A 17,005-nucleotide genomic window follows, 5' to 3' on the forward strand; every position below is an offset into this window, starting at 1 on the left:
TAAAGGAAGTCATAATGAGTTTATTAGATGTCAAAGATCTGCGTGTCGAGTTTGCCACTCAAGATGGTACGGTCACCGCAGTCAATGATCTCAATTTCTCGCTCAAGCAGGGAGAAACCTTAGGTATTGTTGGCGAGTCTGGTTCAGGCAAATCACAAACCGTATTTGCGATCATGGGCCTGCTAGCGAAAAACGGTACCATTACTGGTAGTGCTAAGTTTGAAGGCAAAGAGATCCTCAACTTACCCGAGCGTGAACTGAATAAAGTGCGCGCTGAGCAAATCGCGATGATTTTTCAAGATCCGATGACCTCACTCAACCCTTATATGAAAGTGAGCGATCAACTGATGGAAGTGTTGATGCTGCACAAAGGGATGAGTAAGGCGCAGGCATTTGAAGAGTCGGTACGTATGCTGGAAGCGGTAAAAATTCCTGAAGCGCGTCAGCGTATCACTATGTATCCACATGAGTTTTCAGGTGGGATGCGCCAGCGGGTAATGATCGCGATGGCGCTGTTGTGCCGCCCGAAACTGTTGATTGCCGATGAGCCGACCACCGCACTGGATGTGACGGTGCAAGCGCAGATCATGGAGCTATTGAACGAACTTAAGCGTGAATTCAATACCGCGATCATTATGATCACCCACGATTTGGGAGTAGTGGCCGGCTCTTGTGACAAAGTATTGGTAATGTATGCTGGCCGTACCATGGAGTATGGTTCGGTGAACGATATTTTCTACAACCCGAGTCACCCTTATGCAGAAGGTCTGCTCAGGGCGATCCCTCGCTTGGATACTGAAGGCGATGTGTTGCCGACAATCCCGGGTAATCCACCTAACTTATTGCGTTTACCGGTTGGCTGCCCTTATCAAGAACGTTGTCACCGAGTGATGGATCGCTGTACGCGTCAAGCACCGATCTTGCTGCCATTCGGTGATGATCGTCAACGTGCTTGTTTTTCGGATTGGGAGGCATGGGCCAAATGAACGCAGAAAAAAAATTATTATTAGAGATTAACGATCTCAAAGTTCACTTTAGCATCACCCCTAAATCAGCGTGGCCATGGACCAAACCGTTGACACTAAAAGCGGTGGATGGGGTGAATGTGCGCCTATATGAAGGGGAAACGTTAGGTGTGGTGGGGGAGTCGGGTTGTGGTAAATCGACTTTTGCGCGAGCCATAATCGGTTTAGTGCAAGCGACTCACGGTGAAGTAGTGTGGTTAGGGGAAGATTTAACTCGCATGCAGGAAGTCAAACGCCGCGCCACTCGCAAGCAAATTCAGATGATTTTTCAAGATCCTTTAGCTTCGCTCAACCCACGTATGACGGTGGGCGATATTATCGCGGAGCCGCTGCAAACCTTCTATCCTGCTCTGAACAAGCTAGAGGTGAAAGATCGCGTCAAAGAGATGATGGCCAAAGTCGGTCTGCTACCGAATGTGATCAACCGTTATCCGCATGAGTTCTCTGGTGGTCAATGTCAGCGGATTGGTATTGCGCGGGCATTGATCCTCAAGCCGAAGATGATTATCTGTGATGAGCCGGTATCAGCATTGGATGTCTCGATTCAAGCTCAAGTGGTTAACTTACTGAAAGATTTGCAAAAAGAACTGGGGTTGAGCTTGGTGTTTATTGCTCATGATCTGTCAGTGGTAAAGCACATTTCCGATCGCGTATTAGTGATGTATTTAGGTAATGCAGTCGAGCTTGGTGTCACCAAAGCCCTGTTTTCCAACCCTCTGCATCCTTATACTAAAGCGTTGATGTCTGCGGTACCGATTCCCGACCCTAACCTTGAGCGCAATAAAACCATCCAAATGTTGGAAGGGGATTTACCCTCGCCAATCAATCCACCTTCAGGTTGTGTATTTCGTACCCGCTGCCCTCAAGCAACGGCTGAATGTGCACAAACTAAACCTATGATTAAAGGCTCGGATAGACATTCGGTGGCTTGTTTATACGCTGAAGCATAAATTCAGTCTGTGACAGACTAAAGCGCGATCTTAAACTCTGATCGCGCTTTTTTATCTTGTTTGCATAAAAAAAGCCCCTGAAATTTCAGGGGCTTGGCAGATTAAGGGCTGAATCGTACCGATTTATTTCTGCTCTTGGCCGGCTTGGATCGCGGTCAGGGCGATGGTGTAGACGATATCGTCAACCAATGCGCCACGCGACAGGTCATTGACTGGCTTACGCATACCTTGCAGCATTGGACCGATTGATACCAGATCCGCTGAACGCTGTACCGCTTTGTAAGTGGTGTTACCGGTGTTCAGATCTGGGAAGACAAATACGGTTGCTTTACCCGCGACTGGCGAGTTAGGTGCTTTAGAGGCGGCAACGTTTTCCATAATTGCAGCGTCATACTGCAAAGGTCCATCAATCACCAGATCAGGGCGTTTCTCTTTGGCGATGCGGGTCGCTTCACGAACTTTATCCACATCCGCGCCTTGACCTGAAGTTCCGGTCGAGTAAGAGATCATCGCCACGCGAGGATCAATACCGAAAGCGGCAGCTGAGTCGGCAGATTGAATCGCAATCTCAGCCAGTTGCTCAGCGTTAGGATCTGGGTTGATTGCACAGTCACCGTACACCAGTACTTGATCTGGCAGTAGCATAAAGAAGATCGATGAAACCAGAGACGCGTTTGGCGCAGTCTTAATGATTTGTAGGGGTGGACGAATGGTGTTGGCGGTAGTGTGTACTGCACCAGAAACCAGACCATCGACTTGGTTACCCTCTAGCATCATAGTGCCGAGTACCACAGTATCTTCCAGTTGCTCACGTGCAACCACTTCGGTCATGCCTTTGCTCTTACGCAGCTCAACCAGACGAGCGATATACTGCTCACGGGCTACCGCAGGATCGATAATCTCGATACCTGCACCCAGCTCAACACCTTGTTGCGCTGCAACACGTTTGATTTCCGCAGGGTTACCGAGTAGCACACATTGGGCAATACCACGTTCAGCACAGATGGCCGCCGCTTTTACGGTACGTGGCTCATCACCTTCAGGCAGAACAATACGTTTGTTGGCGCTGCGTGCCAGTTCGGTTAACTGATAACGGAAGGCTGGTGGGCTTAGGCGACGAGACGCTTGTGCGCCTTCAGTCAGCGAGTCAACCCATGGACCATCAATGTGGCTTGCCACGTGCTCGCTGATAAATTCGATACGCTCTTTGTCATCTGCTGGTACTTCAAGGCTGAAACTTTGCAGGTTGAGCGACGTTTGCCAAGTGTTACCTTGCGCTTTGAAAATAGGCAGGCCAGTTTCAAAAGCCGGTTTACACAGCTTAACGATTTCATTTGGAATATCGTAACCGCCGGTCAGCAAGACGGCGCCAATTTCCACACCATTCATGGCCGCCAGTGCTGCGGCAACAATCACATCTGGGCGATCGGCTGAAGTCACTAGCAATGAGCCAGGTTTGAAATGCTCAATCATGTGTGGAATAGAGCGGGCACAGAAAGTGATGCTCTTGATACGACGAGTGTTGATATCGCCTTGGTTGATCACTTCGCCTTTGAGATGCTTGGCCATATCAATCGCGCGAGTTGCGATCAAATCGATACTCCATGGCACACAACCCAGTACGCGGATTGGGCTGGTGTTGAAGATTTGCATTACTTCAAGGTTGGCTTGCTTAGCGCTGTCCGCATCATCAAAGATTTCGGATAAGTCAGGGCGGGTGCGGCCTGCTTCATCAACCGGAGCATTGAGTTTATTGATGATAACGCCAGAAATGCTCTTGTTTTTGGTACCACCAAAGTTAGAGCATGCAACTTCAATGCGCTCTTTTAACTGGGTTGGATTGTTTGTGCCTGGGGTGGCAACGAACACAATTTCAGCACCAAGAGTGTTGGCAATTTCTGCGTTCACTTGGTTTGCAAAAGGGTGTTTGCGGGTCGGAACCAGACCTTCGATCAGAGTGACTTCTGCATCTTTATTGATTTGGTTATAACGCTCAACCACGGTTTCCAGCAGCACGTCCATCTTTTCGCTACCGATCAGTGCTTCTGCAGCTGACATACTCATCGGTTCACCGATCTGGATGTCACTGTTATGGCCCATGATCGTCGAAGTGAGATCCGGTTGATCACCGCCAGTGCGTGGCTGTGCAATCGGTTTATAGAAAGAAACGCTAACCCCTTTACGCTCCATGGCGCGCAGGAGACCCATGCTCACGCTAGTCAGACCGACACCAGCGCTAATTGGGACAAGCATAATAGTACGGGACATTGGCAAAGTACCTCACACTATTGATATACCTTTGCGACTTACTGTTGCCGCCTAGCGGTAACGCTAAGTTGTTTAGGTATAGCAATCTAAGCTGTTTAGATTGAAAGAGACCAAGCTCAAACGTAGATTAGGCTTACGCTGAGCCCCTAAATGACACTGGCTAACTTAAGTTAGCCAGTGTAAGTCGAATTAGATGTTAGTCAGACGTGCAGTATCTTCTGCAATCACTAACTCTTCGTTAGTGGCGATAACCATCGCTGGGATGCGGCTATCAGCAGTCGTGATCACACCTTCGCCACCGAAACGGGCTTTTAGGTTAGCTGCGCTGTCTACGGTAATGCCGAAGATCGCGAGACGGTTTAGTACCATTTCACGGATAGGTGCAGAGTTTTCACCGATACCACCAGTGAAGGTGATCGCATCCAGACGACCATCTAGGCAAGCGGTGTAGCTTGCAACGTATTTGGCTAGACGGTGACAGAACACATCCATCGCACGAGTGGCTTCTTCTTTTTGACCGTAGTTGTCTTCAACGAAACGGCAGTCAGAAGTCACTTCAGTTAGACCTTGCAGACCAGATTCTTTGGTCAGCATAGTGTTGATTTGTTCAACAGAGTAACCCAGTGCATCGTGCAGGTGGAAAATGATCGCAGGATCGATATCGCCACAACGAGTACCCATCACCAGACCTTCTAGAGGAGTCAGACCCATAGAAGTGTCAACTGATTGGCCGTTTTTGATCGCACAAACTGAAGCGCCGTTGCCTAAGTGGCAGTTGATGATGTTCAGCTCGTTAGCTGGCTTACCTAGACGCTCAGCCGCTTCACGTGCGATGAACAGGTGAGAAGTACCGTGCATGCCGTAACGGCGGATAGCGTGCTCTTGGTATAGTTTGTATGGCAGAGCGTACAGGTATGCTTCTTCAGGCATAGTTTGGTGGAATGCGGTATCGAATACTGCAACGTTTTGTAGTGCAGGGAACGCTTTTTGTGCCGCTTTGATACCAATGATGTGTGCTGGGTTATGCAGTGGAGCCAGAGTTGCACAATCTTCGATGCCTTTCAGTACTGCATCATCAATCAGTGCAGATTGAGTGAACTGCTCGCCACCGTGTACAACACGGTGACCAACGGCTTTCAGCTGAGCTGCCAGTTCTGGCTTAGAAGCAAGAATAGTTTCAACGATGAAAGACAGTGCTTCATCGTGTGCTGCGCCTTCGCCCAGTTGAGCTTCGTGCTTGCCATCCAATTTCCACTTGATACGAGCTTCAGGAAGGTGTAAACATTCAGCAAGACCTGAAAGATGTTGCTCACCACTTTGCGCGTCAACAACCGCGAACTTAAGTGAAGAACTACCGCAGTTTAAAACTAAAACCAGCTTAGACATGAGTGACTACCTGTAATAATCGGTTAGGATAAAATCAGTACCAAGATTAGACGACGCATCAGTGAATACGCGCTAATCTAGGTCAATAAAACGTCAATTTCCATATCGTGGCGACGTGACAAAGTCAGTATAAAGCGTCGATGCAATCCGTGCAGAAATCGTCCCAATATTGCCTAAATGGTAATTAACGGCAACAATGAGATTGAGAGTTCGCAAAGCATAGCGATAATAAACCAAGATAACAAAAAAAATTTGAATCAATATTAGCTTTTGTCAAGTTTTTGCGTCTTTTGTTGAATCATTCAACTAAATTTTAGTAGTTTGAACCAAGAGCAGCGAGGAAGTCGAGATGAGTAATAATAGAGTCGGCATAGTGCATAGCCTAAAAGATGGCCAAAAGTACATGGATAGTTGGCCGATGCGCAAAGAGTTAAATCCTTTGTTTCCTGAACTGCGTGTGATTAAAGCGACTCGTTTTGCGATTAAAGTGATGCCTGCGGTGGCGGCGATTAGCATACTGACTCAAATGGTGTTTACCAATGCGCAAGCGATGCCGCAAGCGATTGTGGTCGCTTTGTTTGCGATAAGCTTGCCACTACAAGGAATTTGGTGGTTGGGTAATCGCGCCAATACTTTGCTACCCCCTGCGTTGGCGAGTTGGTATCGCGAACTGTATATGAAGATTGTGGAAACCGGTTTTGCATTGGAACCGATCAAAAGTAAACCACGTTATAAAGAGCTGGCACAGGTATTAAATCGTGCATTTCGCCAATTGGATGACACCGCATTAACTCGTTGGTTTTAAGGCTGCCGTGTAGGCTAGGCTGTTTGTCCCATCAGTGTGACCAACGAATATCGAATATACCCTTCCGACTTGAAGCTTCAGCGGTGTTGGCGACGTTCGTTCACCCAATCTCATAGTTTGCCTATGCTGATGGGGACTCACTCACTTGCCGCTTACCTGCAACTCCAAGTGGTTTGGGTATAGTTGGTCACAGAAACTTGCAGTGTGCGCCAAGGCAACCCATCCCATGAGATCAAGATAAGTTAGCGCTGAGTGTGGCGACTGCGAGACGTTCTTTCTTTATGAGCAGAGGCCGCTTTCGCCTGAGATTTCAAAATAGAGTCTACCGTTAATTGCATTGGTTCTTTAGGCTGTAGGCCGTGAGGGAAAGTTCGTGCGCGTGGTGGGAGATTAAACTCTTCACTGGAAGCGCGAGGCATGCGTTTAAAGCGATAGAGGTAAAAATTTTCTAGTTTTTCTCGTGCCCACTCGGTCTTGTTTAAATATTTGATACTGCTGGCAATCGAAGGCTTGGTATGAAAGCAGTTAAAGCGCATTGCTGTATCTAAGATATCCCAGCCATAAAAATCCACCAGCTCTTGCAGTAAGGTTTCTAACTTAAGGCCGTGTAATGGGTTGTTTTTTTGTAGTTCGATTCTTTCTTGATCGGTCATCATTATCGGCTCCTAAGGATAAACGGTAGATAGGGTCGGTAAATCAAGATTTGGCACATGCACTTGTTGAACCCTATAGAGGGAGCGCATTCTAGCAGAGTTGCTCTTACTTCCCTATGGTTATCTGTTATCGGGATCATCTTTTACCGGGCCATCTTAATCATAGAGTCTATCTCGGCTGATGAGAGTGAATTGACCTACCATCTTCTGCCGCTCCATGTCGTTTGGGAAGAGAGATTGTTAACTTCACTTCCATTTTCGACATTGACTAAATTCCGAGCTTTTTCTGTTATCTAACTGTTAAATCCCACTTCCATTTGTCTAAAGTTACGGGTAATAATGTTGTCAGCGACACCTTAAGTGTCCAATAAGGATAATTAAAACAACAACATTCACAACATCATAAAAACTATGCTTTATATCAAGGAGTTAAGATGAAAGCAGGCAAAGTTATTGCTACCGCCGTTCTAGCCGGAGCGGCACTACTGTCTTCCCAGAGTATCATGGCCAAAACAGCCAAAGTCGCGGTATCACAAATTGTGGAACACCCCGCTTTAGATGCGACACGTCAAGGGCTACTCGATGGATTGAAAGCCAAAGGCTATGAAGAGGGCAAAAATCTAGAGTTTGATTACAAAACCGCGCAAGGCAACCCTGCCATTGCGGTACAAATTGCCCGTCAATTGGTCGGTGAAAAACCGGATGTATTAGTCGGGATTGCCACCCCAACCGCGCAAGCTCTGGCTTCCGCAACCAAAACGATTCCGATTGTCTTTACTGCGGTAACCGATCCTGTCGGGGCTAAGTTGGTTTCGCAACTGACGCAACCGGGTAAAAATGTGACCGGCTTGTCGGATCTTTCCCCCGTTGAACAGCACATTGAATTGATTAAAGAGATCCTGCCCAATGTGCAATCGATCGGCGTGGTGTATAACCCCGGTGAAGCCAATGCGGTGAGTCTTATCGAATTACTGAAACTCTCGACTGCTAAGCACGGTTTACAGTTGGTGGAAGCGACCGCGCTGAAAACCGCCGATGTGCAATCCGCCACTCAAGCGATTGCCGCAAAATCCGATGTAATTTATGCGCTGATTGATAACACGGTGGCCAGTGCGATTGAAGGCATGATCGTGGCTGCTAATCAAGCCAACACCCCGGTGTTTGGCGCGGCAACCTCTTATGTAGAGCGTGGTGCGATTGCCAGTTTAGGGTTTGACTACTACCAGATCGGCGTGCAAACCGCGGACTATGTTGTCGCGATTCTGGCCGGCAAAGCGCCAGGAACGCTGGATGTACAAGTTGCCAAAGGCTCTGATCTGGTGATCAACCAAACCGCGGCAGCACAGCTTGGGATCACCATTCCTGAAGTTGTATTGACTCGTGCGACCAGCATCAAATAATTAAGCGATGTTTTAACCACTGGGTGCTGTGGCTTGCCCTGCACCGAGTGGTCAGCGTTTATTCAACACGTTGGCGCTTTCCAACTTCGATAAGCAGAAAGGAGTGGTTATGTCTGCTTTTGCCTTTTTTGGCGCGCTGGAGCTCGGCTTATTATATGGCTTAGTGGCTCTGGGTGTTTATCTTACTTTTCGGGTGCTCGACTTTCCTGATTTGAGTGTCGATGGCAGCTTTCCTATGGGGGCGGCGGTGGCTGCAACCGCGATTATTTCAGGGGTGAATCCTTGGCTAGCGACAGGGTTAGCGATTATCGCTGGCGCAGCCACCGGATGGGTCACCGCATTTTTGACCGTGCGTTGCGGCATCTTGCATCTATTGGCCTCGATCCTGACCATGATCGCGGCATTTTCAATCAATATCCGCATTATGGGGCGTCCCAATCTTGCTTTGCTTGGCGAAGAGACGATTTTGACGCCATTTGAGACGTTGGGCGATGCGGTACTGATCCGTCCATTGGTGGTCGGGGTATTGGTGCTCATTTCAGCGCTGCTGGTGGTTAGGCTACTCAATAGTGATTTTGGTTTGGGTTTGCGTGCCACCGGCGTTAACGCGCGTATGGTCGCAGCCCAAGGGGCAAACACAGCTTTTTACACCTATTTTTGTTTGGCGATTTCTAACGGTTTTGTCGGTTTTGCTGGGGCTTTATTTGCGCAAACCAACAGTTTTGCCGATGTCACTTCTGGAGTGGGGACCATAGTGGTAGGGCTGGCCGCGGTAATTTTAGGCCAAACCTTGATCCCTGGCCGCAAAATTTGGGTAGCCGTCGTGGCGGTGATCGTCGGCTCGGTGCTGTACCGTTTAGCGGTGGCGTTTGCGCTTAGCTCTGGCATGTTTGGTTTGCAAGCTTCAGATCTTAACTTAGTCACCGCGGTGTTGGTGGCTTTAGCGCTGATCATGCCGAAAGTGAAGCGAAATTGGCAGGCGAAAAAACGCAATACCACGCTGCATTCGTCCTCTGATCAGCCGACTAACGCATCCGGAGAAAAGCTATGATTCGTTTACAAGATATTCAAGTTACCTTTAATCCAGGGACGATTTTGGAGAATCGCGCGTTACGCGGTGTCGGCTTAGATGTACCAGAGCGGCAATTTTTAACGGTGATCGGCTCCAATGGCGCGGGGAAATCGACTTTGCTTGGCGCTGTCACTGGTGAAACACCGATCATCGCTGGGCGAGTGGTGATTGATGAGATGGACGTGACGAAACAGAGTGTGGCGCAGCGTGCCAATCTTTGTGCGCGGGTATTTCAAGATCCATTAGCCGGAACTTGTGCGGCGCTGACCATCGAAGAAAATATGGCGCTGGCCTATATGCGCGGGAAAAAGCGTGGCTGGAGTTTGGCACTATCGAGTCAGCGGCGTAAATTATTCCAAGAGCGGATCAGCATTCTTGGTCTAGGGTTAGAAGATCGTTTAGCCGACAATATTGGTTTACTTTCTGGTGGGCAGCGCCAAGCGGTGAGTTTGGTAATGGCCACCTTAGCCGACAGTAAACTGCTGCTGCTTGATGAACACACCGCGGCGCTCGATCCACGTATGGCGGCTTTTATTATCGATCTTACCAAAAAAATCGTTAGCGAATTCAATTTGACAGTGATGATGGTGACTCACTCGATGAAAGACGCGCTAGCTTGTGGCGATCGCACCGTGATGTTGCACCAAGGCCAAATTGTGTTAGATGTCAGCGGTCAGCAACGCGCCAAGATGGGCGTTACTGAACTGCTTGAAATGTTTAGCAAAGTCCGTGGCGAAGAGCTGGCCGACGACAGCCTATTGCTCGGTTGAGGATGACTGGAGTTGATCCCGATAACGCTGTAACTGATCAACGATCAGCTCAACTTGAGTCAAGGCGCGTAACTCACCAAATAGCTCATTAGCCTGAGGGTAAGCGTGGCGTAGGTAAGCAAACCACTGTTTGATCCGGTTAGGATAGTATTTTCCCTTATCGCCACGCACTTCGAATTGAGTATAACGCAGCAGCAACTCGACCACTTCGTGCCATGGCATGGGGGGGTGATTGTGTTTGACCACATTGCCTAAATTGGGCACGTTGAGTGCGCCGCGGCACACCATGAGTGAATCGACACCGGTGGTTTGGATACAAGCTTGACCATCGGCGTAATTCCACACTTCACCATTAGCAATTAAAGGAATGGTGCAGTGTTGACGAATTTGATCAATGTAATGCCATTTGATTTCATTGGCCTTGTAACCATCGGCTTTGGTGCGCGCATGCACGGTGAGTTCATCCGCTTTGGCTTGCGCGATAGCATCGACAATTTCAAAGCAATCTTGCGGATCTTGCCAGCCCAAGCGAATTTTCGCCGAAACCGGAATGTGCGCAGGTACCGCGTCACGGCACGCTTTGACCACTTGATAAATGAGCTCTGGATGCTGCAATAACGCCGCACCGCCTTTGCTTTGGTTGACCATTTTGGCTGGACAACCAAAATTGAGATCGATCCCATCGGCCCCGAGTTCGGCAGCGCGAATAGCATTTTCTGCCATCCAGTGTGGATCTTGCCCTAGCAGTTGCACTTTAACCGGGACTCCAGCGGGCGTTTTCGAACCATATTGCAGCTCAGGACAGAGACGATAAAACACATGATCCGGCAGCCGTAAATTGACTACGCGCACAAATTCGGTAACACAGAAGTCGTAGTCATTAATTTGGGTCAGCATGTCACGCATCAAATGGTCTAACACGCCTTCCATTGGGCCTAAAATAACTCGCATAGTGATCAATACCGGCTTGCGCTGAACAAAGGGAGCGAGATTGTAGTAGCAGCATTGACAAATGTCACCCATCGATTCGAATTGCCATCCCGCAGCCTTGCCAGCTGCCACTTCGCCGGCTTTGAGTTATAATGCGCCGCAACTTTCCTTGTATTAAGCATTTTTCATGAATTATTCCTTGATCGATCTTAGCGTGCTGGAGTGCCCTCAATCGGCACTCTTTGTTGAAGGCGTGGTGCTGGCGGCGAATTTTGCCACTCGTCCGCTCGATCCTGAGCAATGGCTAGCAGAGCTGTTTGCCGAGCAACATCAGGCGTTATTATCGCCGGTGACCGAGCAGATTCATCTGCAATACCAGCAGCTTAAAGCCAACGAGTATGATTTATTGGCGCTATTGGCTGAGCATGCTCCATCCCGTGAGCAAGGTTTAGCCGATTTTGCTCAAGGCTTTATGCAACTATGGCCAGCCGTGGAAGAGATGTGGCAGCAAGGCGCGTTTGCAGATGGTTCGATCCGCATGCTGCAAGCTCTGCTGACCAGCTTAATGCTGGCGATGGATGAAGAGCAGACCCAAGCACAAATGCGAGCGGCTGGCTACGAGCAAGTGCCAAGTTTGGCCGATTTGATCGAGCAACTGAATTTGATGGTGCATGAAGTAGCGCTCGCGGCTGATGAAGCCATGCTTGGTGCGAAAGCGCAAAGTGTCAATCCGTTTAAAGGCATTGGTCGCAATGATGCTTGCCCTTGTGCCAGCGGTAAAAAATTCAAACAGTGTTGTGGGCAATCGTTTCTTACCCATGATTGACATGTGAGTGACAGCAAAAGCTTACTCTTTTGCTGTGTTATTATTCTGATGGCAATAATCGCTTGGAGTAGAGTCAGCATGAACAAATGGTTAGCCTTATTATTTTGTAGTTTTTCGGCGCTTGCCGCCCCTAAAGAAAATTTAAGTGAGCGTTTAGCGATCAGTGACGGCTTTAGCGCGACCTTTAACCAGCAAGTCTTAAGCCCAGAAGGTAAGGTGATCATGACTGGGCATGGCACGCTTGATATCGCGCGCCCGAGCCTATTTCGTTGGCAAACCTTAGCCCCAGATGAAAACTTGCTGGTCTCTGATGGCACGACTTTGTGGCATTTTGATCCTTTTGTGGAGCAGGTGACACTGTACCGTGCTGAGCGAGCTCTTGAGCAAACGCCGTTTGTATTACTGACCCGTAATAAAGCCAGTGATTGGGATGCCTACCACGTTGAAGAGCAAGGTGATGTGTTTACCCTGACACCTACCGCCCTCGATTCTAACCAAGGTCGTTTTCAAATCACCATCAGTGCGAAAGGGATAGTGCAAGGTTTTAAAGTGATCGAGCAAGATGGTCAGCAGAGCGCTTTCACCTTTAGCCAAGTTAAGCTGCAAAAACCAGCCGCCAGTTTATTCCAATACCAAGTACCCAAAGGGGTAGAAGTGGACGATCAGCGTGACTAAATCAGCAACAAGGGATCGATGGGCGTGAGTAATTACAGCTTAGATTTTTCTGGTGACGAAGATTTTCGTCCGCTCGCCGCTCGGATGCGGCCACAAACGGTCGAGCAGTATATTGGTCAGCAACATATTCTCGGGCCAGGCAAACCACTGCGCCGCGCCTTAGAAGCGGGGCATATTCACTCGATGATTTTGTGGGGGCCGCCGGGTACCGGCAAAACGACCCTCGCCGAAGTGGCCGCTAATTATGCCCATGCCGAAGTGGAGCGAGTGTCAGCGGTAACCTCTGGAGTCAAAGAGATCCGCGCCGCGATCGAAAAAGCCCGAGAAAATAAACTCAGTGGGCGGCGCACCATTTTGTTTGTCGACGAAGTGCATCGTTTTAATAAATCGCAGCAAGATGCATTTTTACCGCACATCGAAGATGGTACGGTGACTTTTATTGGTGCAACCACCGAAAATCCTTCGTTTGAGCTGAATAACGCGCTGCTGTCCCGTGCGCGGGTGTATAAACTTACCTCGCTCAACCAGTCAGAAATTCTGCAAGCGGTGCAGCAGGCGATTGCCGATCGTGAACGTGGCCTTGGCCAACTGTCAGCGGTGTTTGTCGATAATGTGCTGGATCGCTTAGCGGAATTGGTCAATGGTGATGCGCGGATGGCGCTCAACTATCTTGAGCTGCTGTATGACATGGCACATGAAGATGAGCAAGGTCGTAAACAGATTGATCTGGCGTTGCTGGCCGAAGTGGCGGGTGAAAAAGTGTCGCGCTTTGATAATAAAGGCGATATTTGGTACGACCTGATTTCCGCTGTGCACAAATCGATTCGTGGCTCAAATCCCGATGCGGCGCTGTACTGGGCGGCGCGGATGATTTCTGCTGGCTGTGATCCGCTGTATATTGCCCGTCGTTTGCTGGCGATTGCTTCAGAAGATGTCGGTAATGCGGATCCGCGAGCGATGCAAGTGGCACTAGCGGCTTGGGATTGCTTTACGCGGGTCGGTCCTGCGGAAGGGGAACGCGCGATCGCCCAAGCGATTGTCTATTTGGCGTGCGCACCGAAAAGCAATGCGGTGTACACCGCTTGGAAACAAGCGCTGTCCGATGCGCAGAATCTGCCTGAGTTTGAAGTACCGCCGCATCTGCGTAATGCACCGACTCGACTGATGAAAGATCTCGGTTATGGAGCAGAGTACCGTTATGCCCATGATGAGCCGGGTGCTTATGCCGCAGGTGAGTGCTATTTGCCACCCGAAATCAGTACAACTCGCTACTATCAACCGACGCAACGTGGGCTAGAAACTAAGATTGCTGAAAAGTTAGCGTATCTGGCGGATTTGGACGCAAAAAGCCCACAAAAGCGCTATGAAAAGTAGTGCCTTTTGGTTATCTTTGGCAGGGTAAATTTCAATACGCGTGGCTTTGGCTAAAAAGGAAGCACACGCGCTTTCTCGCAACTCTTAAAGCATAGGATTAGCAATGCTGGATTCTAAATTACTTCGTACTGAGCTGGACGAAACAGCTGCAAAATTGGCACGTCGCGGTTTTAAACTCGACGTGGAGACTATCCGTACTCTTGAAGAACAACGTAAGTCCATTCAAGTAGAAGTTGAGAATTTACAATCCACGCGTAACTCGATCTCCAAGCAAATCGGTCAACTGATGGCGACTGGTGATAAAGCGGGTGCAGAAGCAGTGAAGCAACAAATTGGCACTTTGGGTGACGATCTGGATGCGAAAAAAGTGGAACTGGATGCGATCATGGCACAGTTAGATGCGATCACCCAAATCGTACCTAATCTTCCAGATGATGCGGTACCTAACGGTAAAGATGACAGCGAAAACGTCGAAGTTTCTCGTTGGGGCACGCCAAAAACCTATGATTTCGAAGTTAAAGATCATGTGGATTTAGGTGAAATGGCTGATGGTCTGGATTTTGCGAGCGCAACTAAGATCACCGGCGCACGTTTTGTGGTAATGAAAGGCCAATTTGCTCGTCTGCACCGTGCGATCGCGCAATTTATGTTGGATTTGCACACCGATCAACACGGCTATACTGAGTTGTATGTGCCTTACCTAGTCAACGCGGAAACGCTGTTTGGTACTGGTCAGCTACCGAAATTCGGCCAAGATCTGTTCCATACTGAGCCTTTGACAGAGAAAGCCAGTGACGAAGAGCCACGCCGTCTGTCTTTGATCCCAACCGCGGAAGTACCTGTGACCAACCTGGTGCGTGATACGATTTTGGATGAAGCGCAACTGCCGCTGAAAATGACCGCGCATACGCCATGTTTCCGTTCTGAAGCGGGCTCTTACGGACGTGATACGCGTGGTTTGATCCGTATGCACCAGTTTGACAAAGTGGAACTGGTACAAATCACTCGCCCTGAAGATTCTATGGCGGCATTGGAAGAGCTGACTGGCCATGCAGAAAAAGTGCTGCAACTGCTCGAGCTGCCTTACCGTAAAGTGATCCTATGTACTGGTGACATGGGCTTTGGTTCGTGCAAAACCTACGATTTGGAAGTTTGGGTTCCAGCGCAAGAAACCTACCGTGAAATCTCTTCTTGTTCCAATATGTGGGATTTCCAAGCGCGTCGTATGCAAGCGCGTTTCCGTCGCAAAGGCGAGAAGAAGCCTGAGCTGGTGCACACGCTGAACGGCTCTGGTCTGGCAGTCGGTCGTACTATGGTGGCGATTTTGGAAAACTACCAACAAGCGGATGGCCGGATTGCGATCCCTGCGGTACTGCAAAACTACATGGGCGGTTTAACCCATATTGGTTAATCCGCTTTTCCGATAAACGGAAAATTAGCGCTTAAAGCGCTAAGCATGAAAAAAGCCGGCATACTGATGTCGGCTTTTTTGTGCGTGTCATTTGTTGCGCAGCGTATTGGCTATTGTTTAAAACAGTCTGGGTGGTTTAATGCAGCGGCAATCGCCTCCACCAGCTTTTGTAAGTGTTCAGGTTGGCTAATGTAGGGAGGCATCAGATAAATCAGCCGACCAAAAGGGCGAATCCACACTCCATGCTCTACAAATAGAGCCTGGATCACTTGCATATTGACCGCAAGATGGGTTTCCACCACTCCAATCGCGCCTAACCAACGAGTCTGCTTGACCTGTGGCAAAAGGTTGAGTTTAGGCAGTTGCTCAGCAAAAAATGCTTCGATATTCGCTACTTGTTGTTGCCAATCTCCTTGCTCAAGCAGCGATAAACTGGCGCTGGCGACTGCGCAAGCCAGCGGATTGCCCATAAAGGTAGGGCCATGCATAAAGCAACCCGCTTCTCCGGCGCACACGGTATCGGCCACTTGTTGGGTGGTGAGGGTGGCGGACAAAGTCATGTAGCCGCCAGTCAGCGCTTTGCCAACGCACAGAATATCCGGCTGAATACCCGCATGTTCACAGGCAAAGGTTTTGCCGGTACGGCCAAAGCCGGTGGCAATCTCATCTAAGATCAGCAGCACACCAAACTCATCACACAAAGCTCTAACTTGGCGTAAAAACTCAGGATGATAAATGCGCATACCACCCGCGCCCTGTACGATGGGCTCAAGGATCACCGCGGCAATCTGGTGGTGATATTGAGTGATTTTGTCACGAAAATCGGCAATGTCACGCTCATCCCACGCATCAAAAAATCCGCCTTCTGGCGAGTTAGCGAAAATATGCTCGGGCAGAAACCCTTTGTACAGGCTGTGCATCGAGTTATCTGGATCGGTCACCGACATGGCTGCAAAAGTATCGCCGTGATAGCCGTGGCGTAGGGTGAGAAATTTTGCTCTCGGTTGGCCTTTGCTGTGCCAATACTGCAACGCCATTTTCAAGCTCACTTCCACTGCTACCGAACCTGAATCCGCGAGAAACACTTGCTGCAAATTTTGCGGCGCGAGTTTGAGCAATTTTTGACAAAGCTCAATCGCTGGTTGATGAGTCAAACCACCAAACATGATGTGCGACATCTGCTCAATTTGCTGATGTGCGGCTTGGTTGAGTATGGGGTGATTGTAACCGTGAATGGCAGCCCACCAAGAGGACATGCCATCAACCAAGTTGCGCCCATCTTCGAGCGTGATCATCACGCCATTGGCGCGACTCACGGGATAACAGGTCAGAGGTGTTAGGGTAGATGTGTAGGGATGCCAAATATGGCAACGGTCGAAGGCTAAATCCATCATCATTCCAAAATCAATAAAAGCACAATTAATAATCACATGTAAATAATGTGATTTTCTTATTGTTGA

15 protein-coding genes are annotated in these 17,005 nt (G+C 49.1%); 10 read left to right on the plus strand and 5 right to left on the minus strand.

The features are described from left to right. The first annotated feature begins 14 nt into the window (after positions 1-14). Complete coding sequence (gene oppD, locus OOK74_RS04565) at positions 15-986, plus strand: ABC transporter ATP-binding protein (RefSeq protein WP_274722080.1); 972 nt, start codon at positions 15-17, stop codon at positions 984-986. Beyond that, complete coding sequence (gene oppF, locus OOK74_RS04570; RefSeq protein WP_274722079.1) at positions 983-1,975, plus strand: murein tripeptide/oligopeptide ABC transporter ATP binding protein OppF; 993 nt, start codon at positions 983-985, stop codon at positions 1,973-1,975. The genes oppD and oppF overlap by 4 nt, the downstream gene beginning before the upstream one ends. 123 nt (positions 1,976-2,098) lie before the next feature. Here oppF and pta read toward each other — a convergent pair whose 3' ends face one another. Beyond that, a complete protein-coding gene (gene pta, locus OOK74_RS04575) occupies positions 2,099-4,243 on the minus strand; it encodes a phosphate acetyltransferase (RefSeq protein ID WP_274722078.1) in 2,145 nt (714 codons plus the stop codon). A gap of 189 nt (positions 4,244-4,432) precedes the next feature. Beyond that, positions 4,433-5,629 carry an acetate kinase gene (locus tag OOK74_RS04580; RefSeq protein ID WP_166013225.1) on the minus strand — a complete coding sequence of 399 codons (1,197 nt, stop codon included), beginning with the start codon at positions 5,627-5,629 and terminating at the stop codon, positions 4,433-4,435. 349 nt (positions 5,630-5,978) lie between these two features. On the opposite strand from OOK74_RS04580, the gene yfbV reads away from it, so the two are divergent. Continuing rightward, positions 5,979-6,434 (plus strand): terminus macrodomain insulation protein YfbV, encoded by a 456-nt coding sequence (gene yfbV, locus OOK74_RS04585; RefSeq protein WP_274722077.1) that lies wholly within the window; start codon positions 5,979-5,981, stop codon positions 6,432-6,434. Between the two features lie 242 nt (positions 6,435-6,676). Here yfbV and OOK74_RS04590 read toward each other — a convergent pair whose 3' ends face one another. After that, positions 6,677-7,087 carry a VF530 family protein gene (locus OOK74_RS04590; protein ID WP_274722111.1) on the minus strand — a complete coding sequence of 137 codons (411 nt, stop codon included), beginning with the start codon at positions 7,085-7,087 and terminating at the stop codon, positions 6,677-6,679. A 434-nt stretch (positions 7,088-7,521) separates the two neighbouring features. Between OOK74_RS04590 and OOK74_RS04595 the strand changes: the two genes are divergently transcribed. The 3 genes from OOK74_RS04595 to OOK74_RS04605 all read left to right on the plus strand — a co-directional run bounded on the left by OOK74_RS04595 (position 7,522) and on the right by OOK74_RS04605 (position 10,329). Beyond that, positions 7,522-8,487, plus strand: a complete 966-nt coding sequence (locus tag OOK74_RS04595) for an ABC transporter substrate-binding protein (protein WP_274722076.1) — start codon at positions 7,522-7,524, stop codon at positions 8,485-8,487. Between the two features lie 109 nt (positions 8,488-8,596). Continuing rightward, positions 8,597-9,538 carry an ABC transporter permease gene (locus OOK74_RS04600; RefSeq protein WP_274722075.1) on the plus strand — a complete coding sequence of 314 codons (942 nt, stop codon included), beginning with the start codon at positions 8,597-8,599 and terminating at the stop codon, positions 9,536-9,538. Next, complete coding sequence (locus OOK74_RS04605; protein ID WP_274722074.1) at positions 9,535-10,329, plus strand: ABC transporter ATP-binding protein; 795 nt, start codon at positions 9,535-9,537, stop codon at positions 10,327-10,329. The genes OOK74_RS04600 and OOK74_RS04605 overlap by 4 nt, the downstream gene beginning before the upstream one ends. Here the strand turns inward: OOK74_RS04605 and dusC are convergent. After that, positions 10,315-11,280, minus strand: coding sequence for a tRNA dihydrouridine(16) synthase DusC (gene dusC, locus OOK74_RS04610; protein ID WP_274722110.1), 966 nt, complete (start codon positions 11,278-11,280; stop codon positions 10,315-10,317). The genes OOK74_RS04605 and dusC overlap by 15 nt on opposite strands. A gap of 166 nt (positions 11,281-11,446) precedes the next feature. Here dusC and OOK74_RS04615 point away from each other — a divergent pair, with 166 nt between their 5' ends. The 4 genes from OOK74_RS04615 to serS all read left to right on the plus strand — a co-directional run bounded on the left by OOK74_RS04615 (position 11,447) and on the right by serS (position 15,545). After that, positions 11,447-12,085, plus strand: a complete 639-nt coding sequence (locus tag OOK74_RS04615) for a YecA/YgfB family protein (RefSeq protein WP_274722073.1) — start codon at positions 11,447-11,449, stop codon at positions 12,083-12,085. 78 nt (positions 12,086-12,163) lie between these two features. Next, positions 12,164-12,760, plus strand: a complete 597-nt coding sequence (gene lolA, locus OOK74_RS04620) for an outer membrane lipoprotein periplasmic chaperone LolA (RefSeq protein WP_274722072.1) — start codon at positions 12,164-12,166, stop codon at positions 12,758-12,760. A 24-nt stretch (positions 12,761-12,784) separates the two neighbouring features. Beyond that, the gene (locus OOK74_RS04625; RefSeq protein ID WP_274722071.1) at positions 12,785-14,134 is read left to right on the plus strand and encodes a replication-associated recombination protein A; all 1,350 of its coding nucleotides are present in this window, start codon (positions 12,785-12,787) and stop codon (positions 14,132-14,134) included. Positions 14,135-14,237: 103 nt separating this feature from the next. Then, entirely contained in the window at positions 14,238-15,545 is a 1,308-nt protein-coding gene (gene serS, locus OOK74_RS04630) for a serine--tRNA ligase (RefSeq protein WP_274722070.1), read from the plus strand. 110 nt (positions 15,546-15,655) lie between these two features. Here the strand turns inward: serS and bioA are convergent, their stop codons facing one another. Beyond that, a complete protein-coding gene (gene bioA, locus OOK74_RS04635) occupies positions 15,656-16,936 on the minus strand; it encodes an adenosylmethionine--8-amino-7-oxononanoate transaminase (protein WP_274722069.1) in 1,281 nt (426 codons plus the stop codon). Positions 16,937-17,005 lie beyond the last annotated feature (69 nt).

It is taken from the genome of Vibrio misgurnus, assembly GCF_029635775.1.
GTDB classification, from domain to species: domain Bacteria; phylum Pseudomonadota; class Gammaproteobacteria; order Enterobacterales; family Vibrionaceae; genus Vibrio; species Vibrio chanodichtyis.

Coding starts and splice junctions, on each gene's coding strand:
- oppD (WP_274722080.1), top strand. CDS start 15: ATGAGTTTATTAGATGTCAAAGATCTGCGTGTCGAGTTTGCCACTCAA.
- oppF (WP_274722079.1), top strand. CDS start 983: ATGAACGCAGAAAAAAAATTATTATTAGAGATTAACGATCTCAAAGTT.
- pta (WP_274722078.1), bottom strand. CDS start 4,243: ATGTCCCGTACTATTATGCTTGTCCCAATTAGCGCTGGTGTCGGTCTG.
- OOK74_RS04580 (WP_166013225.1), bottom strand. CDS start 5,629: ATGTCTAAGCTGGTTTTAGTTTTAAACTGCGGTAGTTCTTCACTTAAG.
- yfbV (WP_274722077.1), top strand. CDS start 5,979: ATGAGTAATAATAGAGTCGGCATAGTGCATAGCCTAAAAGATGGCCAA.
- OOK74_RS04590 (WP_274722111.1), bottom strand. CDS start 7,087: ATGACCGATCAAGAAAGAATCGAACTACAAAAAAACAACCCATTACAC.
- OOK74_RS04595 (WP_274722076.1), top strand. CDS start 7,522: ATGAAAGCAGGCAAAGTTATTGCTACCGCCGTTCTAGCCGGAGCGGCA.
- OOK74_RS04600 (WP_274722075.1), top strand. CDS start 8,597: ATGTCTGCTTTTGCCTTTTTTGGCGCGCTGGAGCTCGGCTTATTATAT.
- OOK74_RS04605 (WP_274722074.1), top strand. CDS start 9,535: ATGATTCGTTTACAAGATATTCAAGTTACCTTTAATCCAGGGACGATT.
- dusC (WP_274722110.1), bottom strand. CDS start 11,280: ATGCGAGTTATTTTAGGCCCAATGGAAGGCGTGTTAGACCATTTGATG.
- OOK74_RS04615 (WP_274722073.1), top strand. CDS start 11,447: ATGAATTATTCCTTGATCGATCTTAGCGTGCTGGAGTGCCCTCAATCG.
- lolA (WP_274722072.1), top strand. CDS start 12,164: ATGAACAAATGGTTAGCCTTATTATTTTGTAGTTTTTCGGCGCTTGCC.
- serS (WP_274722070.1), top strand. CDS start 14,238: ATGCTGGATTCTAAATTACTTCGTACTGAGCTGGACGAAACAGCTGCA.
- bioA (WP_274722069.1), bottom strand. CDS start 16,936: ATGGATTTAGCCTTCGACCGTTGCCATATTTGGCATCCCTACACATCT.